Below are 23,658 nucleotides of genomic sequence, written 5' to 3' on the forward strand. Positions count from 1 at the left end.
GCCGCTCAGGCGTGACGGTCACCCGAAGCGGTCGAGCGGCTCCGCACGGCAACAGGGTGGCCGGACCTCCCGATCGCGTCAGTTTGGCGTGGTGAGCCGGGCCACTCGGACGGGCGGCCACCGAGAAGGAACACCGCGATCGCGGCCGGCGGGGCAAGGAATTACCCGTTCCGGCACCGATCCCACCGCCCCCGCAACAAGATCATCTTGGTTCAACCCTGTACGACATGTACCTCATTGTCCGGATCAGAGCGAACCGGTTCCCGGTGATTTCTCCCGGTCCCCGAACCCCCGATAGGCATGCGTCGTCACCACCGGATCACTCTCCAGGAGGACCCGTATGCCCGACATCACCCGGCGCCGCGCGCTCACCGCGACGGCCGCACTCGCCGCGACGGCCGCCGTCACCACCCTCGCGGCACCCACGGCCTCGGCCGCCGGCCACCACCCGGGGCCGATGCCGCAGCCCCCCGAGACCTTCGACGAGGTCTACCGGGGCCGCCGGATACAGGGCCGTCCGATGAGCGGCGGCGGCCACCACCATGAACACGGCGGCGGAATCGAGGTGTTGATAGACGGCGTCCGGCTGCATGTGATGCGCAACGCCGACGGCAGCTGGATCAGCGTCGTCAGCCACTACGACCCGGTGGCCACCCCGCGCGCCGCCGCCCGTGCCGCCGTGGACGAGCTGCAGGGCGCCCGGCTGCTGCCCTTCCCCGCCAACTGACCGCCCCCGCAAGGACTTTCCGGAGCGTCGCACACCATGACCGTACGCAAGAACCAGGCCGTCCTGACCGCCGACGAGAAGAAGCGCTTCGTGGGCGCCGTCGTGCAGCTGAAGCGCGACGGACGCTACGACGCGTTCGTCCGCGCGCACAACGAGTTCATCATGTCGGACACCGACACCGGGGAGCGGACAGGCCACCGCTCCCCGTCCTTCCTGCCCTGGCACCGCAGGTTCCTGCTCGACTTCGAGCAGGCGCTGCAGTCGGTGGATCCCTCGGTCGCACTGCCGTACTGGGACTGGAGCACCGACCGCACGACACGTGCCGCGCTCTGGGCGCCGGACTTCCTCGGCGGCACCGGGCGCAGCACGGACGGCAGGGTGATGGACGGCCCGTTCGCCGCCGCGGCCGGCGACTGGCCGATCAGCATCCGGGTCGACGGCCGTACGTTCCTGCGCCGCTCGCTCGGCACGGCCGTGCGCGAGCTGCCCACGCGCGCGGAGGTGGAGTCGGTGCTGTCCATACCGACGTACGACATGGCGCCGTACAACAGCGCCTCGGACGGCTTCCGCAACCACCTGGAGGGATGGCGCGGGGTCAATCTGCACAACCGTGTCCATGTCTGGGTCGGCGGGCAGATGGCCACCGGGGCCTCCCCCAACGACCCGGTGTTCTGGCTGCACCACGCCTTCGTCGACAAGCTGTGGGCGCAGTGGCAGCAGCGGCACCCGGACGCGCCGTACGTGCCGGACGGGGACACTCCGGACGTCATCGACCTGAACGAGACGATGAAGCCGTGGAACGACGTGCGTCCGGCGGATCTGCTGGATCACACGAAGTTCTACACCTACGACAGCTGAGGGCGCCCCAGGCCGGCTGATCAGGCCTCGGCGGCCGTGCGGCACTCCGGGTGGCCCCAGCCCTGCGCGTTCTTGGCGATGGACTCGCCGGCCGCGTAGGAGCGGCCGCACAGACAGCGGCCGGGGAACTTCGCCTTGATGGTGCGGGAGGACGCTCCGCCGCCGGTGCGGCGGGGCGCCTTCTTGCGCGGGGCGGCCGCCTTCGGGGTGTCGGGCGAGGGCGGCGGCTCCGGGGAGCCGAGGTCACTGCCGGCCGGCTCCTGGACGGAGGCGGCCTGGCTGGCGGCGCGGTCGGCGAAGTCGTTCAGCGGGTCGCCGTCGACCTGGTGGGCCGGGACGTAGCGGAACTCCACGGACCGGCCGTCGAGCAGCTCGTCGATGCGCACGACCAGGTCCTGGTTGGCGACCGGCTTGCCGGCCGACGTCTTCCAGCCGTTGCGCTTCCAGCCCGGCAGCCAGGTGGTGACGGCCTTCATCGCGTACTGGGAGTCCATGCGGACCTCCAGCGGCACATCCGGCGCGACGGCCGTGAGCAGCCGCTCCAGGGCGGTCAGTTCGGCGACGTTGTTCGTGGCCCGGCCGAGCGGGCCCGCCTCCCAGCGGGCGGCGGTCCGCTCGTCGTCGGAGACCACCCACGCCCATCCGGCCGGTCCGGGGTTTCCCTTCGAAGCCCCGTCGCACGCGGCCACCACACGTTCACGCATGTGCACGATCATGCCATGGACACGGGGCCGGCCGTGGGGCCCGGCCCGGGGAGCAGGTCAGACGTCCTTGGTCGCCGGCATCTCGCCCTCCGTGGTGGTGATGTCGATCACCGAGAAGTTCGCGCCCTGCGGGTCGCTCAGCGCCGCGAACCTGCCGAAGGGGCTGCTCATCGGCCCGAAGCGGAGGACGCCGCCGAGCTTGGTGGCGCGCGCCACGGCCTCGTCGCAGTCGTCGACGGTGAAATAGACATTGATGTACGACGGCACCTCGGGCGGGAAGTCGTCCGTCATCCGCATCCGGCCGAGGACGGTTTTCTCACCGATGTCGAACATCCGGAAGTCGACGGCCTGGTCCTCGATCTGCTTCATCCGGTACGGGAAGACGGCGCTGAGGAAGGTGTCGGCCTTCTCGGGCTCCCGGGTGAAGACCTCCGCCCAGCAGTAGGCCCCCGGGGTCGCGACCGCCTCGAAGCCCTCGTGGGTGCCGGCCTGCCATACGCCGAAGACGGCCCCGCTGGGCTCCCGGGCCAGGCACATCGTGCCGAAGTCACCGACCTGCATCGGCTCCATCAGCACCTCGCCCCCGTTCTCCCGGATCCTGCCCACGGTGGCGGCGGCGTCCGGCGAGGCGAAGTACAGGCACCACTGCGACTGGCCCTCCTGGCCGGGCATGGGCGGGACGACGGCGGCCACCGCCTTGCCGTCCGCATAGGCCTGCGTGTAGTTGCCGTACTCCGACGACGACTCGCCGAAGGTCCAGCCGAGGACGTCGCTGTAGAAGCGCTTGGCTCCCTCGACGTCGCTGAACATCGCATCGGCCCAACAGGGTGTTCCCTCGGGTTGCACGGCCATGCTCGCGGCCCTCCTGATGTGTGTCCCGTGCGGTTGATCCCCACCTCGGGCGCTATGTCCCGAAGCTCACGCTAGTCATCCCGCCGCCGGCCCGCGCGGCGAACGAGGGCGACCGGCGCATGATCACGTAACGCGCCCCTTTCCACCTCGAAACGCTGGTTTACGCAACCACATCACGCAACCGCCCCCTTTGCGCCGTATCCCTAGATCACCACGGCTGTTTGGCTTGTCCCTGCGCACCGTCACCTCGCGCACCACCCACTTTTCAGATCCCGCCTGTTCACCTCTCCGCTGGAGGGAATGTGTCCACACCGGACAGCGTCATCGGTTCCGCCGTCGACGAGCCCGAACCCGATCCGACCGCCGACCGCCAGCTGACCAGTCTGAGCACCCGGGCGGCACGCCAGCTCGCCACGACCACCAAGTCCGAACCGCAGATGCAGGCCATCACCTCCCGGTGGCTGCTGAAGACACTGCCGTGGGTGGACGTCAAGGGCGGCACCTACCGGGTCAACCGGCGCCTGACGCTGCGTACCGGGCGGGGCCGGGTGAGCTTCGAGCAGAACGGCGCGGACGACATCAGGGTCATCCCGCAGACCCTCACCGAACTGCCGATCCTGCGCGGCTACGACGACCTGGACGTGCTGACCGAGATCGCCGGCCGGTTCCAGTCCCGTGAAGTGCGCGCCGGGCAGGTGCTGTTCGAGGCCGGACAGCCGGTGACCGAGGCCTATCTCGTGGTGCACGGCCGGTTCACCCGCTACGCGGCCGGCAAGTACGGCGAGGAGGAGATCATCGGGGTCGTCACCGACGGCGACCAGATGGGCGACGAGGCGGTCGGCCAGTCGGATCCTCTGTGGCTCACCTCGGTCCGGGCGGAGACGGCGGCCGTGGTACTGGCGCTGCCCTGGGCCGTCGTCGAGGAGGTCATGGACCGGGTGCCGTCGCTGGGCGCCCATCTCCAGGCCTATGTCGAGCGGCAGCGGATGCCGATGAACCGCAAGGGCGAGGCCGAGGTCCCGGTGCAGGCCGGCCATGTCGGCGAGGAGACCCTGGCCGGCGGCTTCGTCGACTATGAACTCGCCCCGCGCGAATACGAGTTGTCCCTCACCCAGACCGTGCTGCGGGTGCACTCCAGGGTCGCCGACCTCTACAACAACCCGATGGACCAGACCCAGCAGCAGCTGCGCCTCACGGTCGAGGAGATCCGCGAGCGCCAGGAATGGGAACTGGTCAACAACCGGGAGTTCGGTCTGCTGCACAACATCGACTACGGGCAGCGGATCAGCTCCCTCACCGGCCCGCCGACCCCGGACGACATGGACGAGCTGCTGTCCATGCGCCGCAAGACCAAGGTGTTCCTGGCCCACCCCAAGGCGATCGCGGCCTTCTTCCGGCAGTGCAACCGGCGCGGGCTGGTACCCGGCTCCGCGAACGTGGACGGGCACGAGATCCCGGCCTGGCGCGGGGTCCCGATCTATCCGTGCAGCAAGATCCCGATCAATGACGACCACACCAGCAGCATCATCGCGCTGCGCACCGGTGAGGCGGACCAGGGGGTCATCGGCCTCTATCAGACCGGTATCCCGGAGGAGTTCCAGCCGGGTCTGAACGTCCGCTTCATGGGCATCAACGAGCAGGCCGTCATCAACTACCTGGTCACCGCCTACTACTCGATGGCCATCCTGGTCCCCGACGCGGCGGGGGTCCTGGAGAACGTCCAGCTCGGCCGGACCGCCGACTGACGGTCTGGAGCACACCGATGAGCACATCCACGTACACCCTGCCCGGCCCGCCGAACATCGCCCAGAGCCTGCGCCCGGCGCGGCGCACCGGTGTCATCCCCGGAATCCACCATCGGCCGGCCGTTCCGGCCGACCCGGAGAAGGCGGCCGAGATCGACCGCCGCCTGGAGGCCTGGGCCCGCGAGCTGGACCTGTTCCCCGAGGCATGGAACGGGGACTTCTCCGGCTTCCAGTTCGGCCGGGCCGTCGTACTCCAGCATCCGGGCGGCCTCGACCTGGACCGGCTCACCGCCGCCGGTAAGTTCCTGCTCGCCGAGAACATCGTGGACTCCTGCTACTGCGAGGAGGACGAAGGGCGGGGCGGATCGCGCCGCGGCCTCGGCGGCCCGCTGATCATCGCGCAGTCGGCGCTCGATCCCTACCACGGCATCCCGGAGCTGGAGGCCGAGTGGCGCGAGGGCATCCAGGCCGACGGTCCGCTGCGCTCGTACCACTTCGCCCTCGCGGACTACGCGAGCTTCGCCACGCCCAGCCAGACCGCCCGGTTCGTGCACGACATGGCCCGGCTGCACATGGGCTACCTCGGCGAGGCCGCCTGGATGGAGACCAAGTACACGCCGCGGATCTGGGAGTACCTGGTGATGCGGCAGTTCAACAACTTCCGCCCCTGTCTGTCGCTCGTCGACGCGGTGGACGGCTATGAACTGCCCGAGCCGGTCTACGCCCGCCCGGAGATCCAGCGGATCACCGCCCTCGCCTCCAACGCGACCACGCTCGTGAACGACCTGTACTCGTTCACCAAGGAGCTGGCGAGCGACCCGGACCATCTCAATCTGCCCCAGGTGATCGCGGCCAACGAGCGGCGCGGGCTGAAGGCCGCCTATCTGAAGTCCGTGGAGATCCACAACCGGATCATGGAGGCCTTCGAGGAGGAGTCCGCCGCTCTGGCGGCCACCTCGCCGGTGATCGCGCGCTACGCCGAGGGGCTCGCCGCCTGGGTCGCGGGCAACCACGAGTGGCACGCCACCAACAGCCACCGCTACCACCTGCCCGACTACTGGTAGCGGAGACCCACAGCTCAACTGAAACACCATCAGCAACACTTCGAGGAGCAACTGTTGACCACCGCCCCTGTCGCCCGGAAGACCAAGACCACCACGTCAGCTCCGGTGCCGACCCAGTCCACGTACCAGAACCGCGTCGCGGACTACTGGAACGCCGAGGAGAACCCGGTCAACCTCGAACTCGGAAAGCTCGACGATCTGTACCACCACCACTACGGCATCGGCGACCCCGACTGGACGGTGCTCGACGAGCCCGACCCCGATCTGCGCAAGGCGCGGATCACCACCGAACTGCACCGGCTGGAGCACGCCCAGGCCGAGCTGCTCGCCGGCCGCCTCGGCGCGCTCACGCCCACCGACCGGGTCTTCGACGCAGGCTGCGGCCGGGGCGGCGGCAGCGTCGTGGCGAATCTGCGCTACGGCTGCCACGCCGACGGGGTCACCATCTCCGCCAAGCAGGCCGACTTCGCCAACGACATGGCCCGCAAGCGCGAAGTCGACGACAAGGTCCGCTACCACCACCGGAACATGCTGGACACCGGTTTCGAGTCGGGTGCGTACGCGGCCTCGTGGAACAACGAGTCGACGATGTACGTCGAGCTGGAGCTGCTCTTCGCCGAGCACGCCCGGCTGCTGCGCCGGGGCGGCCGCTATGTGACGATCACCGGCTGCTACAACGACACCTACGGCCGGGCCTCGCGTGAGGTGTCCCTGATCAACGCGCACTACATCTGCGATATCCACCCGAGGTCGGAGTACTTCCGGGCGATGGCCAAGAACCGGCTGGTGCCGGTCCATGTGGAGGACCTGACCGAGGCGACGATCCCGTACTGGGAGCTGCGCAAGCAGGCCGACCACCTGGTCACGGGCATCGAAGACGCGTTTCTCGACGCCTACCGCAACGGCAGCTTCCAGTATCTGCTGATCGCGGCCGACCGGATCTGAGTCCGGGGAGAACCCGCTCGACAGCGAGGGTGCCGAGGAGCTGGGATGGGCCGCGATGAGTGCCCATGACGGCCGCAAGCCGCAGAAGATGCACGCGGACGATGTCGACCTCGACGCCCCGCTGGTCCAGCGCCTGATCGCCCGCCGGTTCCCCCGGTGGGCCGCCCTGCCGGTACGGCGGCTCGCGTCCTCCGGGACCGAGAACGCCACCACGCGGCCGTCGGCGCGGATGACGCGCAGTGGGCACGGGGGTGGGGCTGGGCGCTGTCGATGGCGCTGATCCAGCTGCCGTACTACTCCCCCGCGTACGCCTTCTCCAGGGCGGCCACGTCCAGCTTGCCCATGCCCATCATGGCCTTGAAGGCGCGGGCGGTCCGCTCCTGGTCGGGGTCGTGGATCATCTCGGGCAGCCGGTCGTAGACGACCTGCCAGGAGACGCCGTACCGGTCCTTGAGCCAGCCGCAGGGGCCGCCCTCGCCGCCGTTCTCGGTGAGCTTGGTCCAGTAGTGGTCGATCTCCTGCTGGTCCGCGCAGAGGATCTGGAAGGAGATGGCCTCGTTGAACGTGAACTGGGGGCCGCCGTTGAGCGCGATGAACTTCTGCCCGTTGGCGGTGAACTCGACGGTCAGCACGGAGCCGGTCTCACCGGGTCCGGCGTCGGTGTAGCGGCTGACACGGCCGATGCCGGAGTTCTGGAAGACCGAGACGTAGAACGCGGCGGCCTCCTCGGCCTGGCCGTCGAACCACAGACACGTGAGGAATCCGTCGGTGGTCATGAGTACCTCCTGGGCGGGGAACGCGGTCGTCAGTGTCGACCGGTCCCGGCGCCGGAACTCATCGGCCGGGCCGCCGGATCATCCGTACGGATGAAGGTGCGGGACACGGTTCGTTTCCGGACAGGCCTCGGCGGCGTGTGCATGCCCGGCCCGACCTGGGGTAGTCGCCACCGAAGCAGACGTACGACCGTGACGTTCGTGGGAGAGGCAATGAAAACCGCCGGGATCCGGTCGCAGGCAGAGGTCGCGGAGATCACGGACCCGGCGTCTGTCGCCCCCCGTGACGCACGGGAGCTGTCCCGTCAGTTCTTCCGCCGGCTGACCGAGCTGGAGGAGGGCACTCACGCGTACCAGTACGCGCGCAACACCCTCATCGAGATGAACATGTCGCTGGTGCGGTTCGCCGCCGGGCGGTTCCGGGGCCGCGGGGACGACATGGAGGACATCGTCCAGACCGGCATGATCGGCCTGATCAAGGCCATCGACCGGTTCGAGCCGGCCCGCGAGGTGGAGTTCACCACCTTCGCACTGCCCTACATCGTCGGTGAGATCAAGAGGTTCTTCCGGGACAGCACATGGGCGGTGCATGTGCCGCGCCGGCTCCAGGAGCTGCGGGTGGAGCTGGCCAAGGCGCGCGAGGAGCTGTCCAGCCGGCTGGACCGGGACCCGACGGTGGCCGAGCTGGCGACGCTGATGAACATCTCCGAGCACGAGGTGGTCGACGGCCAGCTCGCCTCCAACGGGTACCACTCCGCCTCCCTGGACGCCGCGCTCAGCGGGGACGGGCCGGGGGACGGTGAGTCCGTGCTCGCGGACTTCATCGGCGTGGAGGAGGAGGGGCTGCGGCTCGTCGAGGATGTCCACGCGCTCGCCCCGCTGATGGCGGAACTGAGCGAGCGGGACCGGCGGATCATCCATCTGCGGTTCGTCGAGGAGGCCACCCAGGCCGAGATCGGGGAACAGCTCGGCTGCTCCCAGATGCATGTGTCCCGGCTGATCAAGCGGATCATCTCCCGGCTGCGCCGGGGCATGCTCGGCGAACTGGGCTGCGGCTGAGGCGGCCCCGCCCCGGCCCCTGGCTCAGCCGTCCAGTGCCAGGCGGACGCGCACCCGCTTGCCCACGGGCACCCGCTCGACGATGACCTCCGAGGCCAGGGCGTGCACGATCTCCAGACCGTGGCGTCCGACGCGGACGGGGTCCTTGGGGTAGCGCCGGGGCAGTGCGGAGCTGCTGTCGTAGACGCACACCGTGACGGCGCTGTCCGTCCCTTCCAGTTCCAGGATGTACGGGCCGTCGCTGTGCTGTTCGGCGTTGGTGACGAGTTCGCTCACGACCAGGAGCAGCTCGCCGTCGGCGCGCCGGTCGACGGCGGCGCACCACTCGGTACGCAACTGCTGGAGGAAACGGGAGGCGAAGTCGCGCGCCTCGGCGATGCATCCGGGTTCGCCGGTGTAGTGCGCCGCGCGTCGCAGCGGTTCCACGGGTACGTCGAAACCAGTCGGTATCACTTCCCCGCCCAGATGGTTGATCATGCTGTCTCTCTCGAATGCCCGGTACGACCGGTCGCCTGTTGCATCTGTCCTGCTACCCCGAGCCGGGCCCGGCAGTCCCCCGAGGCGTTCGCCGACCGCTCACAGTGGCGAGGGTCACGGTGCGCGGCAGGCCACGACCGCTCACGTCGAGGGCGAGCCCTGAGGCTCCTCGGTCACGCCCCCGGTGTCATTCTCGCTCGACGGAGGGCCTGCGGACGATGACGCCGGCCCGGCGGAGGAGGGCGCGGTCGACGCCGAACGCGACTGGGACTGCGACTGGGACTGCGAGGACTGGGAGGACTGGGACTGGGACTGCGACCCCGGCGACGTCGACCCGGACGAGGGCGGCTCCGAGGACTTCGACTCCGACGGCGAGGACGAGGACGTCGACTCCGAGGGCGCGGACGACGACTGCGAGGACGAAGAAGGAGGGGATGAAGACGACGAAGACGAGGACGAGGAGGATGGGGACGACGAGGAGGACGAGGAGGACGACGGGGACGACGGGGACGAACTCGACGAGGACGACGGCGACGAGGACGAGGACGTCGATGCCGACGGGCTCGGCTTGCCCGACGTGGACGGCGTCGGCGGGTTCCACGGATGTGGGTGCTCCGGCGGCTTGCCGTGCTGGTCGTGCCGGCAGTCCTGGTCGCCGCGGTGGCGGTGGATCCAGTCGTCGTGGTGCGGGTCGTAGAGCACGAAGATGTTGACGATCGCCGGTGCCGGGGTCACCACGACCACGTTCGAGGGCCGGTACGCCGACCAGCGGGGGCCCACCAGTTTCGGCGTGGTCTTCTGGGCGACCGGCGGGGTCAGCGGGTTGCCGCAGGCGCAGCGCACCCGGGGCACGCCATGGCTGTCGACCAGCACGGCGGTGCCCGCCTGGAGCACCGACTGGTAGGCGGTGGCGGTGCCGCCCCGGTAGCCGTGGTTGGTGACGCGGGTGTCGACACGGAGCTGGACCGGGGTGAGCGAGCGCAGATAGGCGGGGACGCCGGAGGGCTGCACGCCGGCCACGGAGGCGAACGCCTTGTTCGTGCCCGGGTCGGCCTGGAAGGCCTTGATCTGGCGCTCGATGTCGCAGGCGGGCGTCCGCTGAGTGCCGCTGTACAGGCCTGGCGCCCCGCCCTGCACGCCCTGGACCGCGTTGGCCGTGCCGGTGGCCGCGGCGGAGGCGGCGGGCGGGGGCGGCGCGGAACTCTGCTTCGCGGTCGACTCCGTGAACGGGTCCTGGCCGCTGCTGCTCGCGGACTGCAGGAAGACCTCGCCCTTGGCGGCGGAACCGCCACCCGGACGGGTGAAGACCACCGCGAGGACCACGGCGGCGACGACCGCGGCGGCGAGGGCGCTGACGCGCGGAACGGATTTCCACCACGGCCCGTGCGGCCCCGGGGATCCCGCGCCGCCCAGCGGCCGGCCGGGCGGTGGTCCGGAGGGAGGACGAGAGGAGCCCGACAGCGGGCCGGAGGGCGGTCCGGTCGGGCGGCCGGAAGACGGAGGTTCGGCGCTCACGAGCACTCATTTCCGTCGCGATCGTCGCGATACGTGGTGCGATGCGCGGTGCGATGCGCGGCTTTTTCTCAGTCACGACCCGTTCGGTGCACCGGTGACGGTGTACTGGTGCACTTGGCTGCACAGTGATCCCATTGTGTGTCCGAAGGCGGTCAGGCTCGCAAGCCGACGCGGACGGCCCACCCGGCGGGCGGGGTGCCGGACCGCTGTCTAGCGTGTCAACCGTGAGTCCTCCGACCGTCTCCGCGCGGCCCGTCGCCCGACATGGCTGGGCGCCGGCCGTGGCGGCGGTGCTGACCGGGCTGGCCGTCATGGTGCTGGTCGCGGCGCTCGGGCTGTGGGCGGCGGGAGCGGCGGATCTGCCGGACGGCGCGTTCCCGAGGGTGGTGGCCGCGACCCTGGTCACGGCGGTCGGCGGCAGCGTGAAGCTCTCCGGGAACGCCGGGGCTCTGGCCCAGACGCACGCCGGACTCACCGTGATCCCGCTGTCCGTGACGCTCGCCGGGGCGCTGGTGACCGGCGCGGGCTTTCTGCGCCCGCTGCGGCACCGGGCGGTCGCCTCGGCCGGGGAGCTGGCCGGCTGGGCCGCCCGGATCGCGGTGCTGTGGCTGCTCGCGTTGATCGGCCTGGCCTTCGCCGCCCGGCAGAGCTTCGCCGTGGACGTGGGCAGTGGCACGCTGAGCGATCTGACCGGGCTGTTCGACGCGGCGCCGAAGATCGGGTTCACCACGGACGTGCCGCTGACGGTGCTGTTCGGCATGCTGTGGCTCGCCGGAGTGCTGCTGCTGGCGCTGCTGGTCGCCCGCGGGGCCCCGCTGCCGGGGCGGCTGCTGCGGTGCCAGGAGTCGGTGCGGCCCGCGGCACACGCGATGGTGGTCCTGCTGCTCGCGTACGTCGCGGTCGGTCTTGTCACCGCGCTGATCACGGCGGCCATCCGCGGGCATGCCTCGGCGACCTTCGCGCTGATCCTGCTGGGCCTGCCCAATCTGGCCTGGCTGGCCCTCACCCTCGGCCTGGGAGCGACCTGGAACGGCCGGGTGGACGGGCCGTTCGGCCTGCCGATGCCGCATGTCCTGGACGTGATCCTGCGCACCCCGGACGTCTCCGCGCTCGATCTGGGCTCACTCACCGCCTACGACGGCCGGTGGTGGTGGCTGCTGGTCGTGGACGCGATCCTGCTGCTGGCCGTGGCGTTCCGGATGGCGGCCCGCTCCCCGGCCCGGGTCCGGCTGTGGCAGCACGCCGTGCGACTGGCCGTGGCGCTGGCGCTGACGGTGCTGATGATCTGTCTGACGGGCCGTGTCTCGGCGCACTACGGCCTCTCCCTGCTCGGCATCGGCAACCTGGGCGGCGGGCTGTCCGGGGAGCTGTTCCTCAGGCCCCGGCTGTGGCAGGCCGTGGGCCTGGGCGCGCTGTGGGGACTGGCCGCCGGATTCCTGGGCGCTCTGCTGGCCCGGCCACTGCACCGGCGACACGAGGCGGGCCGGTCCTAGACCCTGTCGTCAAATTCCCTCCCCCACTGCCTTGAGGGCGTGGGAGGTGCCCCCTGCCAGACGCCGCCGGGCCCGCCCTTCGGACGGACGACGGGAATGTGACGACAGGGCCTAGGGCGTGTTGCGAAAGTCCCGTCGTCCGCCCGGAGGGCGGGCCGAGCGGCGTCTGGTGCGTGCTCCGGGGGTCCCCCCGGCCGGAGGCTGGGGGAGTGCCGGGCGGAAGCCCTCGTACTGGTTGTACGTGGGATTTCGCCCGGCACGCCGAGAGTGCGTGCCAGGCGTCGGGCGGCAGGCGGGACTTTCGCAACACGCCCTAGGGCCCGGCCGGTGGGGCAGGGAACACCGGGTCGGCCCAGTGCGGGGGTTCCGGGGCGCCGGTGGACGTGTGGTCGGTCTCCGTGTCGGCGTGCGCCGCCGGGTGGGCGCCGGCCGGGCCGGGTGCCGACTCGGTGGCGGTGCGCAGGTCGGACACGAAGGCGAGGCAGGTTTCGTGGCGGGCGTCCGGGCTTTTGGCGAGGGCCTTGGCGAAGACCGGGTCGAGGGCCGGGGGAAGGCCGGGGCGGGCTTCGCTCGGCGGGGGCGGCTCGTCGTACTGGTGCGCCCACAGCAGGGCCATGTCGTCCTCGCGCAGGAACGGCGGGCTGCCGGCGAGGCTCTCGTAGACGACGCAGGCCAGGCCGTAGACATCGCAGCGGCCGTCGACCGGGCGGCCGGAGATCTGCTCGGGGGCCACGTAGTCGAGGGTGCCGACGAACTGGCCGACGCTGGTGAAACCGCTCAGGGACAGCGACTTCTTGGTGAGCCCGAAGTCGGTGAGGTACACGTGCTCGGGGTGGTCGCTGTCGATGCCCTCGGCGATCAGGATGTTGCCCGGCTTGACGTCCCGGTGGACCAGGCCGTGCTCGTGGGCGGCGTCGAGGGCGGAGGCCACCTGCCCGGCGATCCGCACGGCGTCCGGCAGCGGCAGCGGTCCGCGCAGGTCGAGGAGGCGGCGCAGATCGCTGCCGGGGACGTACCGCATGGCGATGTAGAGCACCCCGTCGGTCTCACCGGCCTCGAAGACGGGGACGATGTGCGGGTGGTCGATCGCCGCGGCTACCTGGGACTCGTGGGTGAAGCGGTTGCGGAAGGTGTCGTTGCGGGCGAGTTCGGGGGCGAGCAGCTTGAGCGCGACCGTGCGGTCCAGGCGCAGATCGCGGGCCCGGTAGACCACGGCCATGCCGCCGCGCCCGATCTCGCTCTCGACCAGGTAGCCGGCGACCTGCCGGCCGATCAGTTCGGCGGGCCGGCCGGAGAACAGGCTGGTCTCGCGTGCCATCAGCGCTCGCTCTCGGGTGCGACCAGCCGGGTCGGGGCCTGTCCGGTCCCGTCGTCGCCGGTGACCGCACGGTCGGTGGCGTAGGTGGTCAGCCGCCGTCCGTCGCCGTAGACCCAGCGGCTCTCCCCGGGGTCGTACAGCCACATGGACTCCCCGTCGACCACGATCCCGAGCCTGAGGCCCCGGGTGCGTTCCTCGAAGCCCTCTCCGTCCAGGACGCCGTCCGCCAGTTCCCGCACCGCGGTCCGGTAGTCGGCCAGGGCCTGTTCGGCGTGGGCCAGCAGGGGCAGCGGGTCGCTGGTGCCGCCCGTGCCGTCCACGGCGGGCGGGTCGTCCGGCACGGCGACGAGCCGGCGGCTGTCGACCCAGGCGGCCCAGCCGTTGGAGCAGCGGATGTATCCCCAGTCGCCGCGCCGCTCCACCAGTTCGACCGGCAGCAGCGGGTCGAGGGGCACGGTGGGCCGGGCCGGGTCGGGGCTCTCCCAGGCGGGCGTGCCGCCCCGCGGCACGACGTGCGTGGGCCGGAATCCGGGACCGGGCGCTCTGCTCATCGGGGCGCCTGCTTCCGCGTGGGGGCCATCGCGTTCGCCTACTTCCGCATCACGGCGGGCTCGTGCCGGCGCAGCAGCCGGGCGACCGCGAACCCGTAGAGGACGGAGAGCACCACCAGCATGACCATGTCGAGCAGCCAGACGCCCGTCGAGTGCCGGAAGAGGGGGTCGGCGGTCAGCTCGCCGGGGACGATCCGGGACAGCCCGACCGTGCCGGCCATGGCGCCGAGCGCCCAGCGGGAGGGCACGAGCCAGGCCAGCTGCTGCAGGCCGGGCACGCCGTCGAGTCTGAGCAGCGCTCCGCAGAACACGACCTGGATGATGGCGAGCAGCACCAGCAGCGGCATCGTCACCTCCTCCTTGCGCACCAGGGCGGAGATCAGCAGGCCGAGCATCATCGCGGTGAACGCCAGCAGGGCGACGGCCAGGGTGATCTCGGCCAGCGGTGGCAGCAGGACACCGTGGTCCCCGGGGCTGTTGAGGTCGACGCCGAGGAGGGCGACCAGGGTGAGGACGACGGCCTGGACGACGCTGATGGTGCCGAGCACGACGACCTTGGACATCAGATAGGCCGACCGGGGCAGGCCTACGGCGCGTTCGCGCTGGTAGACGACGCGTTCCTTGACGAGTTCGCGCACCGCGTTCGCGGCGCCGGTCAGCACGGCGCCGACGCACAGGATGAGCAGTGTGTTCATCGCGGTGTCCCGGGTGAGCCGGCCGCCGGCCAGGGCGCGGGCCATGGCGCCCATGACGAACGGCAGGGCGATCATGACGAGGAGGAAGGTGCGGTCGGCGGCGAGGACGGCCGTGTAGCGGCGGACCAGGGTGCCGAGCTGGGCGAGCCAGCGGCGCGGGCGGGGCGGCGGTGCCGCGGTGACGGGGGCCGGCCCGGGGTGCTGGGGCTGGGTGCTGGCCTCGGCGACGTAGTGCCGGTGGAAGGGCGACTCGCGGTACTCCCGCGCCCAGTCGCGGTCGTGGGCGTGCTCGAAGGCCTCGAAGGCCTCCGGCCACTGTTCGAAGCCGAAGAAGGCGAGGGCGTCGCCGGGCGGCCCGTAGTAGGCGACCGTGCCGCCGGGGGCCAGCACGAGGAGGCGGTCGCAGACGCTCAGGCTGAGCACGCTGTGTGTGACGACGACGACCGTGTGGCCGTCGTCGGCGAGGCCGCGCAGCATGTTCATCACCGAGCGGTCCATACCGGGGTCGAGGCCCGAGGTCGGCTCGTCCAGGAAGAGCAGCGAGGGTTTGGTGAGCAGTTCCAGAGCCACGCTGACCCGCTTGCGCTGCCCGCCGGAGAGGCGGTGCACGGGCTGGTCGGCACGGTGTCCGAGGCCGAGTTCCATGATCACCTCGTCCACCCGGGCGCGTCGCTCGTGCGCGGCGGTGTCCTCGGGGAAGCGCAGTTCGGCGGCGTAGGACAGGGCGGCGCGCACGGTGAGTTGGGGGTGCAGGATGTCGTCCTGCGGGACCAGGCCGATGCGCTGGCGCAGTTCGGCGTAGTCGCGGTAGAGGTCACGGCCGTCGTACAGGACGGTGCCGCGGTCGGCGGGCCGCTGTCCGGTGAGGGCGTTGAGCAGCGTGGACTTGCCGGCTCCGCTCGGTCCGACCACCGCGAGCAGGCACTTCTCGCCCACCGGGAAGGACACGTGGTCGAGGAGCACCTTGCTGCCGCGCTCGACGGCGACGCTGAGGTCCTGGACGTCCAGCGAGACCTCGCCGGTGTCGATGTACTCCTGGAGTTCGTCGCCGACCAGGCAGAACGCGGAGTGCCCGATGCCCACGATGTCACCGGGGCCCATGGGAGCGCGGGTGACGGGCCGGCCGTTGAGGTAGGTGCCGTTGTGGCTGCCGAGGTCGACGATCTCGTAGGTACCGTCGGTGTGGGCGCGCAGTTCGGCGTGGCGGCGGGAGACGATGAGGTCGTCCACCACGAGGTCGTTGTCGGCCGCCCGGCCGATGCGGACCGTGCGCGGGGGCAGCGGGCGGACGCTGCTGGGCCGGCGGAAGGTGCCGGTCCGCTGGGGCAGCGAGACCGCGCAGGGGTGGCCGGGGGCGGCCGGCGGGGCGTCGGCGAGGACGGCGCGGGGGCCGTCGGTGGGGTTGCCGAAGCGGATCACGCTGCCGGGGCGCACGTCCCAGGCGTCGATCCGGCGGCCGTCGGCGTAGGTGCCGTTGGTGCTGTCCTGGTCGGTCAGGATCCAGTGTGCGTGGTCGCAGCGCAGCACGGCGTGGTGCCACGAGACCCGGGCATCGTCGAGGACGATGTCGCTCAACGGGTCGCGTCCGACGAGGTAGTCCTGGCCCGGACTCATCACCGTGGAGCCCATGTCGGTCTCCAGGACGAGTTCCGGCGCCGTCGGGGCGACCGGCCGCTCCGCCATGGCCAGAATTCTACCGATTGGTTCATATGTGTGCCCGGCGCCGAGGGGGGCGGCGGTCCGACGGACACGTGTCAGGCGACGGGGATGACGAGCGCGGGCAGGGTGCGCTGCATCCGCAGCGCGTCGACGGACTCGGCGAGCAGTTCGTACTCGGTGGTGTCGTCGCTGGCGGCGATCCGCACCAGCCGGCCGCCCGACAGCTCGTCGGCCACCCGCTCCTGCCGGATGTCGTCGGCGCACCAGGCGCGCAGCAGGGCGGGCACGTCGGCCACCGTGTCCCCGACCGGCACCAGCGCGCCCGCCGGAAAGGCGGCGTCCTCGGGGATCGGGTCGAGGCGCTCGGCGATCCAGGACGCGCGGTCCCGCAGCCACCACAGGGCGAGGGCCAGCGTCGGCGCGCGATAGGTGCCGAGCGGTACCCCGATGCGCCGGCCGTCGCACATGCCGTACGCCGTGACATGGCACAGGAATTCGTCGTGCACGCCTCACTCCCCCGTCGCCTCGCTGGTGGCCGGCCGTGCGGCTCCAGTGCGGTGAAGTGCCCCTGACGTTCGAGTATCGCCACTGCCGAAACACTGTCACCACGCCTTTCCGGCCAGTCTGTTGGCATATTCACCGTCCGTTCTGGCCGGAATGCGGCGGCGTGTGCCCGCCCCTTCGGGCATCACCGGGCAGGTGATCGACCCCGCCCCGGCCCTCCGGCCTGGTGGTCACACCGGATCAACGAAGCCCCGGATCCGGCTCTGACCAGCAGCGACGAACTCGATGGAGGCTGATTCACCATGTCCACGAACACCGACCGTTACGAGACCTCGGCCGCCCGTTACTTCGAGGCCGGGAACGCCACCGAGCCGGAGGCGCTGGAGAAGGCGATCGCCGCCGCGTGGACCACGGACGGCGGCTGCACTGCCCCATCCCCAGAGAGGGGACCCCCAGCCGACGTCCGCGGCCACGAGGGCATCGTGGCCGTGATCGCGGCGGTGCACGAGCAGTTCCCCGGGTTCGTCTTCCGCCCGCCCGGGACGGTGGACGGACATCACGACACCGCGCGGTTCACCTGGGAGCTGGTGAGCGAGGCCGGGGACGCCCCCTCGGGGGAAAGCTCGGCGCCGGTGGCGGGGTTCGACGTCGTCACGCTGGACGCCGAGGGCCGCATCCGGCAGGTGCTCGGCTTCCTGGACCGCGTATCGGCGGGTGCCTGACACCGCCTGGCCGGCGGCGGGTCCGGCCGCGCGCGGTGGGACACCCTGCCGGCGGGACGAGCGACGTGGCGCGGGGCGACGACGTCGGGCGACTCGGTGACCGTGCGCCCCGGGAGACGGCTCCGCCACCGGCCGTCTCCCGATCGCGCCGGGGAGCGAGGCCGACGGTGCGCTCGGCGGCCGACGGCCCGGGCCCCGTCGGGCGGCCCGGTGAGAGGCCGGCCCCGCCTCGGCCACACTGGTGGCATGCAACTGCGTATCGAGGGCCACACCCTGCCCGGCCGCGACTGCGGGCCGGGACCCGGCTTCCACGGGGTCAGCGGGATCGAGGTCGCGGTCCAGCGCAGGGACCGGCCCGCCGAGCTGCTCGACCCGCAGCCCGGCGACGCCCCGCAGACGACCTGGACGCTGCCTTGTACGTTCACCGCGGACGGTGAGCTGCGCGGCCCCTATGTGCAGAACCGGCTCGGCGGACGCTTCGTCTACCTCTCCTGGCTCGGCAGGCCCCCGCGGGAGGAGGCGTCGCGGATGTTCCGGCGCGCCAAGCTGATGCTTGCCGACGTTCCGCCGCAGGTGCTCGACGAGGCGCGGCTGCGCGGTGCCCTGGTGGGCCGGCTCGCCCTCACCGACGCCAAGGGCCATCCGCTGTGCGGACGGGTGGTGCCCCCGGCGGTCGTCTGGAGCGCGGGCGAGCCGACGGAGCCCTGCTAGGGCCTGTCGTTTGGATCATGTCGGTGTCGCGCTACGCCTTGACGATCGCGTCGATCCGGGCCAGTTCCTCGGCGTCGAAGTCCAGGTTGCGGAGGGCGCCGACGCTGTCCGCCAGCTGCTCGGGGCTGCTCGCGCCGACCAGTGCGGAGGTGACCCGGCCGGCGCGCAGCACCCAGGCGAGGGCCAGCTGGGCGAGGGTCTGGCCGCGCTCGCCCGCGATCTCGTCGAGCGAGCGCAGCCGGGCGACCAGGTCCTCGGTGACGGCGTCCGAGTTCAGGAAGGGGCTGTCGCTCGCGGCCCGGGAGTCCTCGGGGATGCCGTCGAGGTAGCGGCCGGTGAGCAGGCCCTGCTCCAGGGGGGAGTAGGCGATGGAGCCGACCTGGAGTTCGTCCAGGGCGTCGAGCAGGCCCTCGTCCTCGGGGCGCCGGTCGAGCATCGAGTAGCGCGGCTGGTGGATGAGGAGGGGGGTGCCGAGGCCGGCGAGGATCCGGGCGGCCTCGCGGGTCTGCTCGGCCGAGTAGTTGGAGACGCCGACGTAGAGCGCCTTGCCCTGCTGCACCGCCGAGTGCAGGGCGCCCATCGTCTCCTCCAGCGGAGTGTCCGGGTCGGGGCGGTGCGAGTAGAAGATGTCGACGTGGTCGAGGCCCATCCTCGTGAGGCTCTGGTCCAGCGAGGACAGCAGGTACTTGCGCGAGCCCCATTCGCCGTACGGGCCGGGCCACATGAGATAGCCGGCCTTGGTGGAGATGACCAGCTCGTCGCGGTACGGCGCGAAGTCCGCCGCGAGGGCCGCGCCGAGCGCGGACTCGGCGGCGCCGGGCGGCGGGCCGTAGTTGTTGGCGAGGTCGAAGTGGGTGACGCCCAGGTCGAAGGCGCGGCGCAGGATGGCCCGCTGGGTCTCGGCGGGCCGGTTCGGGCCGAAGTTGTGCCACAGGCCGAGGGACAGCGCGGGGAGCATCAGTCCGCTGCGTCCGGTGCGCCGGTAGGGCAGGTCGGCGTAACGGTCGGGGTGTGCGGTGTACAACGCGACTCCAGAGGGGTTGGCACACGGGTCTTCCCGGCTTCCGGGAGCGTGCGGGCCCCCGGTCACCGCCCTCCACTGTTCCCCGCCCGCCGGGCAGCGGTCCAACAGGAGAATCCGATGGAATTCAGCGACTAGGCTGCTCAATCATGGAACTGCGCCATCTCCAGCACTTCGTCGCCGTCGCCGAGGACCAGCATTTCACCCGGGCCGCGGAACGCCTGATGGTGTCCCAGTCGGGTCTTTCGGCGTCCATCAGGGCGCTGGAGCGGGAGCTGCGGGCCCCGCTGTTCGTGCGCACCACCCGCCGGGTGACGCTCACCGAGGCGGGGCGGGCGCTGCTGGTGGAGGCCGAGCGGATCCTGGCGCAGGTGCGTTCGGCGCACGAGGCGGTGGCGGCGGTGCAGGGCGTGCTGCGCGGCACCCTCGCGCTGGGCACCGAGCAGTGCATCGCCGGGGTCCATGTGGCGCGGATGCTGGCCGCGTTCCGGGGCCGGCACCCGGATGTGGAGATCCGGCTGCGGCAGGCCGGTTCGGGGGCGCTGGCCGAGGAGGTCGGGGCGGGCCGGCTCGACCTCGCCTTCGCCTACCGCACCCAGGCGGACACCGACCAGCTGCGTTCGGTGTCGCTGACCAGCGAGCCGATGACGGTGCTGTGCCACCCCGGGCACCGGCTGGCCTCGGCCGGCGCGGTGCTGGTCCCCGAGGACCTGGCCGGTGAGGTCTTCGTGGACTTCCATCCGGACTGGGGCCCGCGCCGCACCACCGACGCCGCGTTCACCGCGGCCGGCGTCCGGCGCACGGTCGCGCTGGAGGTCAACGACGTGCACAGTCTGCTGGACCTGGTGGACGAGAACCTGGGGATCGCGGTCGTACCCCGGCACTTCCGGCACAAGCGGCCCTCGCTGACGGCGCTGCCGCTGAAGGGCGCGGGCGAGACGGAGTACGAGACCGTGGCCCTGCTGCCACCGGAGAGGGCCACCAGTCCCGCCGCCCACGCGCTCGTCGCACTCCTGGAGGCAGGTGGCGGGGCAGGGGGGCTGGCACCACCCCGGGAGGGGCCCCAGGCCTCCTGATTCCGGCCGCCCGCCGTCGCAGACTCAAGACCGTCAGCGAGGACGACGACGGTCAGGAGGACACCATGGCGGAACACTCACGGCGGACGGTGCTGCGCGGGACGGCGGGACTCGCGGCGGCGGGCACGCTCACCGGCCTGGGCGCCGGCCCGGCCGCGGCCCGCGCCGCAGAAGAACTGACGCCACGTCACCATCCCTTCCTGGAGGGGGCGTTCGCGCCGGTCACCGAGGAACTCACGGCGTTCGACCTGCCGGTGACCGGCCGCATCCCGCGCGAGCTGAACGGCCGTTTCCTGCGCAACGGCCCGAACGTGCTGGGCCTGGAGGATCCCCGGGCCCAGCACTGGATGCTGGGCGAGGGCATGGTGCACGGCGTCCGGCTGCGGGACGGCAGGGCCGAGTGGTACCGCAACCGCTGGGTGCGCTCCGCCCAGGTCGCGAAGCGGCTCGGCGAGCCGTACCCGGGCCCGGTCCCGCCGGACGACTTCCCCTGCAACACGCATGTGATCCCCTACCGGGGGCGGATCCTCGCACTGCAGGAGAGCGGCCCGCTGCCGTACGAACTCGACGGCGAGCTGCGCACGGTGGGCACGTACGACTTCAAGGGCACCCTGCACGGCGCGTTCACCGCGCACACCAAGTTCGACGCGCACGCGGGCGAGCTGCACGCGATCGCCTACTACCCGGCCTGGGACCACATCCGGCACATGGTGGTCGACCCCTCGGGGCGCGTCACGCGCACCACCCGGATCCCGATGCGGGACGCGCCGATGGTGCACGACTTCGCGCTGACCGAGAAGCATGTCGTCGTCATCGACGTCCCGATCACCTTCGACGCCGCGGCGGCCGGGCGGGGCGCGCCGGTGCCCTACGTCTGGAACCGCGAGCACCCCACGCGCGTGGGCGTCATGCCGCGCGCCGGGGGCCCGGTCCGCTGGTTCGGGATCGACCCCGTCTTCTACTCGCACACGCTCAACGCCTACGACGAGGGCGGCTCGGTGGTGGTCGACCTGACGACGTATCCGGCGCCGTTCTACGCCGCCGGCCGCGGCTCGGACGGTCCGAGCGCGACGGGTACCGCCAAGCTGGAGCGCTGGACGATCGACCTGCGCCACGGGCGGGTACGACAGCGGGTGCTGGACGACCGGCCGCAGGAATTCCCGCGCGTGAACGAGTCGTTGGTGTCGCGGCGGCACCGCTACGGCTACACGGCGGCGGCCGCGGAGATGACGGCCGCCTATCTGGCGTCGGACGGCGCCGCCCCGCGCGCCGACGCGTTCTCCAACGCGCTGGTCAAGCACGACCTGCTGCGCGGCACCACTCAGGTGCACCGGCTGCCGAGGGGCGCGGCGGCGGGCGAGGCGGTGTTCGTACCACGGGACGCGACCGACCGCCGGGCGGCGGCCGAGGACGACGGATATGCGCTCGCGTATGTCCACAACCCGGACCGGGGCGCGGCCGACCTGGTGGTCCTCGCCGCGCGGGACTTCACCGGGGAGCCGGTGGCGCGGGTCCGGCTGCCGGGGCGGGTGCCGCTCGGTTTCCACGGGAGCTGGGTTCCGGACGCGTGAGCGCCCGGTGTTTGGGATCGTGGACGCCATGCACGCAAAGGACATCCTCATCGACGGCTACGGCCGTATCCGGGAAGAAGTCCATGCCGCCCTCGACGGCCTCGGACCGCACGAGCTGAACCACCGCCCCGCGCCCGACGCCAACTCCATCGCCTGGCTGGTGTGGCACCTCACCCGGGTGCAGGACGACCACATCGCCGACGCCTTCGGCCTTGACCAGGTCTGGCTGTCCCAGGGCTGGGAGAAGCGCTTCGGACTCGGTCTGCCGGCCCGTGACCACGGATACGGCCACACCCCGGCGAAGGTCGCGAAGGTCACGGTCGACTCCGCCGAGCTGCTGACCGGCTACTACGACGCCGTCCACGAGCAGACCCTCGGCGCGCTGCGCTCTCTGACCGCGGGGGACCTGGAGCGGATCGTGGACGAGCGCTGGGATCCCCCGGTCACGCTGGGGGTGCGCCTGGTGAGCGTCCTGTCCGACGACCTTCAGCACATCGGACAGGCCGCCTACCTCAGGGGGCTGCTTCAGAGCGCTGCCGCGTAACCCGGCAGGACCACGTCCTCGATGAGGGCCTTGCGCTCGTCGAACGGGATGAACGCGCTCTTGAGGGCGTTCACCGTGACCGTGCGCAGGTCCTCGACGCCCCAGCCGGCCTCCTCGACCAGCAGGGACATCTCCCGGGTCATCGTCGTGCCCGACACCAGACGGTTGTCGGTGTTGAGGGTGACCCGGAAGCCGAGGTCCTTCAGGGCCGTGATCGGGTGCTCGGCGATCGAGGTGGCGCAGCCGGTCTGCAGGTTGGAGGTGGGGCACATCTCCAGGGCGATCCGGCGGTCGCGCACCCAGGAGGCGAGTCGGCCGAGCTTGCCGGCCGCGAGGTCGGGGATGTCCTCGGTCAGGCGCACGCCGTGGCCGATGCGCTGGGCGCCGCACACCTGCAGCGCCTGGTGGATGCTGGGCAGACCGTGGGCCTCGCCGGCGTGGATGGTGAAGGGCACGTTCTCGCGGCGCAGGTGCTCGAAGGCGGCGAGGTGGTCGGCCGGCGGGAAGCCGTCCTCGGCGCCCGCGATGTCGAAGCCGACGACCCCGGCGTCACGGTAGGCGACGGCCAGGTCGGCGGCCTCGCGGACCCGGTCGAACATCCGCATGCCGCACAGCAGGGTGCCCACCCGGACCGGGGTGCCGGCGGCGGCCGCCTTGGCCATACCGGCGGCGAGTCCCTCCTGCACGGTCTCCACGACCTCGCTCAGCGACAGCCCGCCGTTCGTGTTCAGCTCGGGGGCGTAGCGCACCTCGGCGTAGACGACACCGTCGGCGGCGAGGTCCAGCACATACTCCTCGGCGGTGCGCAGCAGGCCCTCGCGGGTCTGCATGACGGCGAGGGTGTGCTCGAAGGTGGCTATGTAGCGGACCAGATCGCCGGAGTTGGCGGCCTCGAAGTACCAGGCGGCCAGTTCGTCGGGGTCGGTGGTGGGCAGGGTGTGGCCGATCTCCGCGGCGAGTTCGACGACGGTGGCGGGGCGCAGTCCGCCGTCGAGGTGGTCGTGCAGCACGGCCTTGGGGAGTCGGCGGAGGGTCTCGGTGTCGATGCGGGGCGCGGTCATGGCAGGCGTTCCT

Annotated in this window: 23 protein-coding genes and 1 pseudogene; 13 read left to right on the forward strand and 11 right to left on the reverse strand. The window is 71.6% G+C overall.

Annotated elements, in window-relative coordinates:
- The first annotated feature begins 340 nt into the window (after positions 1–340).
- Together melC1 and melC2 are read left to right on the forward strand one after the other, a co-directional pair.
- Positions 341–727, forward strand: a complete 387-nt coding sequence (gene melC1, locus IE277_RS26815; protein WP_189956269.1) for an apotyrosinase chaperone MelC1 — start codon at positions 341–343, stop codon at positions 725–727.
- Positions 728–763: 36 nt separating this feature from the next.
- Positions 764–1,585 carry a tyrosinase MelC2 gene (melC2, locus tag IE277_RS26820; RefSeq protein ID WP_189956270.1) on the forward strand — a complete coding sequence of 274 codons (822 nt, stop codon included), beginning with the start codon at positions 764–766 and terminating at the stop codon, positions 1,583–1,585.
- A 20-nt stretch (positions 1,586–1,605) separates the two neighbouring features.
- Here the strand turns inward: melC2 and IE277_RS26825 are convergent, their stop codons facing one another.
- Positions 1,606–2,301, reverse strand: a complete 696-nt coding sequence (locus IE277_RS26825) for a ribonuclease H family protein (RefSeq protein ID WP_189956271.1) — start codon at positions 2,299–2,301, stop codon at positions 1,606–1,608.
- 45 nt (positions 2,302–2,346) lie between these two features.
- Positions 2,347–3,141: a VOC family protein gene (locus IE277_RS26830; protein ID WP_189956272.1), complete on the reverse strand. Its 795-nt coding sequence runs from the start codon at positions 3,139–3,141 to the stop codon at positions 2,347–2,349.
- A 302-nt stretch (positions 3,142–3,443) separates the two neighbouring features.
- Between IE277_RS26830 and IE277_RS26835 the strand changes: the two genes are divergently transcribed.
- Genes IE277_RS26835 through IE277_RS49625 form a run of 4 tightly spaced genes read left to right on the forward strand, consistent with a single transcriptional unit; the run spans position 3,444 to position 7,175 of the window.
- A complete protein-coding gene (locus tag IE277_RS26835; protein WP_189956273.1) occupies positions 3,444–4,886 on the forward strand; it encodes a family 2B encapsulin nanocompartment shell protein in 1,443 nt (480 codons plus the stop codon).
- 17 nt (positions 4,887–4,903) lie between these two features.
- Positions 4,904–5,950, forward strand: a complete 1,047-nt coding sequence (locus tag IE277_RS26840) for a family 2 encapsulin nanocompartment cargo protein terpene cyclase (RefSeq protein WP_189956274.1) — start codon at positions 4,904–4,906, stop codon at positions 5,948–5,950.
- A gap of 54 nt (positions 5,951–6,004) precedes the next feature.
- The gene (locus IE277_RS26845; protein WP_189956275.1) at positions 6,005–6,895 is read left to right on the forward strand and encodes a geranyl diphosphate 2-C-methyltransferase; all 891 of its coding nucleotides are present in this window, start codon (positions 6,005–6,007) and stop codon (positions 6,893–6,895) included.
- Between the two features lie 55 nt (positions 6,896–6,950).
- A complete protein-coding gene (locus IE277_RS49625; RefSeq protein WP_373310882.1) occupies positions 6,951–7,175 on the forward strand; it encodes a hypothetical protein in 225 nt (74 codons plus the stop codon).
- A 13-nt stretch (positions 7,176–7,188) separates the two neighbouring features.
- Here the strand turns inward: IE277_RS49625 and IE277_RS26855 are convergent, their stop codons facing one another.
- Positions 7,189–7,671 carry a VOC family protein gene (locus IE277_RS26855; protein WP_189956276.1) on the reverse strand — a complete coding sequence of 161 codons (483 nt, stop codon included), beginning with the start codon at positions 7,669–7,671 and terminating at the stop codon, positions 7,189–7,191.
- 210 nt (positions 7,672–7,881) lie between these two features.
- Between IE277_RS26855 and IE277_RS26860 the strand changes: the two genes are divergently transcribed.
- Positions 7,882–8,727 carry an RNA polymerase sigma factor SigF gene (locus tag IE277_RS26860; protein WP_189956277.1) on the forward strand — a complete coding sequence of 282 codons (846 nt, stop codon included), beginning with the start codon at positions 7,882–7,884 and terminating at the stop codon, positions 8,725–8,727.
- Positions 8,728–8,751: 24 nt separating this feature from the next.
- On the opposite strand, the gene IE277_RS26865 is transcribed toward IE277_RS26860, so the two are convergent.
- Positions 8,752–9,204 carry an ATP-binding protein gene (locus tag IE277_RS26865; RefSeq protein WP_189956278.1) on the reverse strand — a complete coding sequence of 151 codons (453 nt, stop codon included), beginning with the start codon at positions 9,202–9,204 and terminating at the stop codon, positions 8,752–8,754.
- 333 nt (positions 9,205–9,537) lie between these two features.
- Positions 9,538–10,719: pseudogene (locus tag IE277_RS26870) on the reverse strand (DUF6777 domain-containing protein); the annotation flags it as partial.
- Between the two features lie 215 nt (positions 10,720–10,934).
- On the opposite strand from IE277_RS26870, the gene IE277_RS26875 reads away from it, so the two are divergent.
- Complete coding sequence (locus IE277_RS26875; protein WP_373310876.1) at positions 10,935–12,212, forward strand: streptophobe family protein; 1,278 nt, start codon at positions 10,935–10,937, stop codon at positions 12,210–12,212.
- Between the two features lie 313 nt (positions 12,213–12,525).
- Here IE277_RS26875 and IE277_RS26880 read toward each other — a convergent pair whose 3' ends face one another.
- The 4 genes from IE277_RS26880 to IE277_RS26895 all read right to left on the reverse strand — a co-directional run bounded on the left by IE277_RS26880 (position 12,526) and on the right by IE277_RS26895 (position 16,941).
- Positions 12,526–13,530 (reverse strand): serine/threonine-protein kinase, encoded by a 1,005-nt coding sequence (locus IE277_RS26880; protein ID WP_189956281.1) that lies wholly within the window; start codon positions 13,528–13,530, stop codon positions 12,526–12,528.
- Positions 13,530–14,081 carry a hypothetical protein gene (locus IE277_RS26885; RefSeq protein ID WP_189956282.1) on the reverse strand — a complete coding sequence of 184 codons (552 nt, stop codon included), beginning with the start codon at positions 14,079–14,081 and terminating at the stop codon, positions 13,530–13,532. Before IE277_RS26885 ends, IE277_RS26880 begins: the two co-directional genes overlap by 1 nt.
- A 38-nt stretch (positions 14,082–14,119) precedes the next feature.
- Positions 14,120–16,459, reverse strand: a complete 2,340-nt coding sequence (locus tag IE277_RS26890) for an FHA domain-containing protein (protein WP_189956283.1) — start codon at positions 16,457–16,459, stop codon at positions 14,120–14,122.
- A gap of 71 nt (positions 16,460–16,530) precedes the next feature.
- Positions 16,531–16,941 carry a hypothetical protein gene (locus IE277_RS26895; protein WP_189956284.1) on the reverse strand — a complete coding sequence of 137 codons (411 nt, stop codon included), beginning with the start codon at positions 16,939–16,941 and terminating at the stop codon, positions 16,531–16,533.
- Between the two features lie 300 nt (positions 16,942–17,241).
- Here IE277_RS26895 and IE277_RS26900 point away from each other — a divergent pair, with 300 nt between their 5' ends.
- Together IE277_RS26900 and IE277_RS26905 are read left to right on the forward strand one after the other, a co-directional pair.
- Positions 17,242–17,661 (forward strand): nuclear transport factor 2 family protein, encoded by a 420-nt coding sequence (locus tag IE277_RS26900; protein WP_189956285.1) that lies wholly within the window; start codon positions 17,242–17,244, stop codon positions 17,659–17,661.
- 246 nt (positions 17,662–17,907) lie between these two features.
- Complete coding sequence (locus tag IE277_RS26905; RefSeq protein WP_189956286.1) at positions 17,908–18,372, forward strand: DUF5990 family protein; 465 nt, start codon at positions 17,908–17,910, stop codon at positions 18,370–18,372.
- A gap of 31 nt (positions 18,373–18,403) precedes the next feature.
- On the opposite strand, the gene mgrA is transcribed toward IE277_RS26905, so the two are convergent.
- A complete protein-coding gene (mgrA, locus tag IE277_RS26910; protein ID WP_189956287.1) occupies positions 18,404–19,396 on the reverse strand; it encodes an L-glyceraldehyde 3-phosphate reductase in 993 nt (330 codons plus the stop codon).
- A 146-nt stretch (positions 19,397–19,542) separates the two neighbouring features.
- Between mgrA and IE277_RS26915 the strand changes: the two genes are divergently transcribed.
- The 3 genes from IE277_RS26915 (at position 19,543) to IE277_RS26925 (ending at position 22,584) form a co-directional block, all read left to right on the forward strand.
- Positions 19,543–20,469, forward strand: a complete 927-nt coding sequence (locus tag IE277_RS26915; RefSeq protein ID WP_189956288.1) for a LysR family transcriptional regulator — start codon at positions 19,543–19,545, stop codon at positions 20,467–20,469.
- A 65-nt stretch (positions 20,470–20,534) separates the two neighbouring features.
- Positions 20,535–22,040 carry a carotenoid oxygenase family protein gene (locus tag IE277_RS26920; protein ID WP_189956289.1) on the forward strand — a complete coding sequence of 502 codons (1,506 nt, stop codon included), beginning with the start codon at positions 20,535–20,537 and terminating at the stop codon, positions 22,038–22,040.
- A gap of 28 nt (positions 22,041–22,068) precedes the next feature.
- A complete protein-coding gene (locus tag IE277_RS26925) occupies positions 22,069–22,584 on the forward strand; it encodes a mycothiol transferase (protein WP_189956290.1) in 516 nt (171 codons plus the stop codon).
- Here IE277_RS26925 and IE277_RS26930 read toward each other — a convergent pair.
- A complete protein-coding gene (locus tag IE277_RS26930) occupies positions 22,566–23,645 on the reverse strand; it encodes an adenosine deaminase (RefSeq protein ID WP_189956291.1) in 1,080 nt (359 codons plus the stop codon). The genes IE277_RS26925 and IE277_RS26930 overlap by 19 nt on opposite strands.
- Positions 23,646–23,658: the final 13 nt, after the last annotated feature.

This window comes from Streptomyces alanosinicus (assembly GCF_014650595.1).
Classification (GTDB): Bacteria; Actinomycetota; Actinomycetes; order Streptomycetales; family Streptomycetaceae; genus Streptomyces; species Streptomyces alanosinicus.

Coding starts and splice junctions, on each gene's coding strand:
- melC1 (WP_189956269.1), top strand. CDS start 341: ATGCCCGACATCACCCGGCGCCGCGCGCTCACCGCGACGGCCGCACTC.
- melC2 (WP_189956270.1), top strand. CDS start 764: ATGACCGTACGCAAGAACCAGGCCGTCCTGACCGCCGACGAGAAGAAG.
- IE277_RS26825 (WP_189956271.1), bottom strand. CDS start 2,301: ATGATCGTGCACATGCGTGAACGTGTGGTGGCCGCGTGCGACGGGGCT.
- IE277_RS26830 (WP_189956272.1), bottom strand. CDS start 3,141: ATGGCCGTGCAACCCGAGGGAACACCCTGTTGGGCCGATGCGATGTTC.
- IE277_RS26840 (WP_189956274.1), top strand. CDS start 4,904: ATGAGCACATCCACGTACACCCTGCCCGGCCCGCCGAACATCGCCCAG.
- IE277_RS49625 (WP_373310882.1), top strand. CDS start 6,951: ATGAGTGCCCATGACGGCCGCAAGCCGCAGAAGATGCACGCGGACGAT.
- IE277_RS26855 (WP_189956276.1), bottom strand. CDS start 7,671: ATGACCACCGACGGATTCCTCACGTGTCTGTGGTTCGACGGCCAGGCC.
- IE277_RS26860 (WP_189956277.1), top strand. CDS start 7,882: ATGAAAACCGCCGGGATCCGGTCGCAGGCAGAGGTCGCGGAGATCACG.
- IE277_RS26865 (WP_189956278.1), bottom strand. CDS start 9,204: ATGATCAACCATCTGGGCGGGGAAGTGATACCGACTGGTTTCGACGTA.
- IE277_RS26880 (WP_189956281.1), bottom strand. CDS start 13,530: ATGGCACGCGAGACCAGCCTGTTCTCCGGCCGGCCCGCCGAACTGATC.
- IE277_RS26885 (WP_189956282.1), bottom strand. CDS start 14,081: ATGAGCAGAGCGCCCGGTCCCGGATTCCGGCCCACGCACGTCGTGCCG.
- IE277_RS26890 (WP_189956283.1), bottom strand. CDS start 16,459: ATGGCGGAGCGGCCGGTCGCCCCGACGGCGCCGGAACTCGTCCTGGAG.
- IE277_RS26900 (WP_189956285.1), top strand. CDS start 17,242: ATGTCCACGAACACCGACCGTTACGAGACCTCGGCCGCCCGTTACTTC.
- IE277_RS26905 (WP_189956286.1), top strand. CDS start 17,908: ATGCAACTGCGTATCGAGGGCCACACCCTGCCCGGCCGCGACTGCGGG.
- IE277_RS26915 (WP_189956288.1), top strand. CDS start 19,543: ATGGAACTGCGCCATCTCCAGCACTTCGTCGCCGTCGCCGAGGACCAG.
- IE277_RS26920 (WP_189956289.1), top strand. CDS start 20,535: ATGGCGGAACACTCACGGCGGACGGTGCTGCGCGGGACGGCGGGACTC.
- IE277_RS26925 (WP_189956290.1), top strand. CDS start 22,069: ATGCACGCAAAGGACATCCTCATCGACGGCTACGGCCGTATCCGGGAA.
- IE277_RS26930 (WP_189956291.1), bottom strand. CDS start 23,645: ATGACCGCGCCCCGCATCGACACCGAGACCCTCCGCCGACTCCCCAAG.